Below are 299 nucleotides of genomic sequence, written 5' to 3'. Positions count from 1 at the left end.
AGCGCAACTCGAAACTGATTCGTGAAGAATGCTTCGAATGCGCCGGCCGCGTGATCTTAAGCGGGCTGCGGGCTTGCCATGGGTGCACGAAGTGGAGACGGCGAGAGCATCGAGGCGGCAAGCAGAGGCGTCGTGAGCTCCTGCATCACCTCGTGCAGGGCCGCTTCCAGGGCCGCGAGGTCGTCGGGGGTGGTGGACCAGCTGGTGACGAGGCGGTTGACGGTGCGGCCGTCCCCGAGCTTTTCCCACGTGCTGAAGCGGATGCGCTCGGCCAGCGCCTCGACCTGGGCATTTTCCAG

At 65.6% G+C, this 299-nt stretch carries 1 pseudogene; it reads right to left on the bottom strand.

Going from position 1 to position 299, the window contains the following annotated elements:
* Positions 1-56: 56 nt before the first annotated feature.
* Positions 57-299 (bottom strand): annotated as a pseudogene (locus NE591_RS14580) (hypothetical protein); the annotation flags it as partial.

It is taken from the genome of Adlercreutzia sp. DFI.6.23, assembly GCF_024462535.1.
Lineage (GTDB): Bacteria > Actinomycetota > Coriobacteriia > Coriobacteriales > Eggerthellaceae > Adlercreutzia > Adlercreutzia rubneri.
Note: the sequence above shows the minus strand (reverse complement) of the source record. Positions and strands in the feature narration are given on the sequence as shown.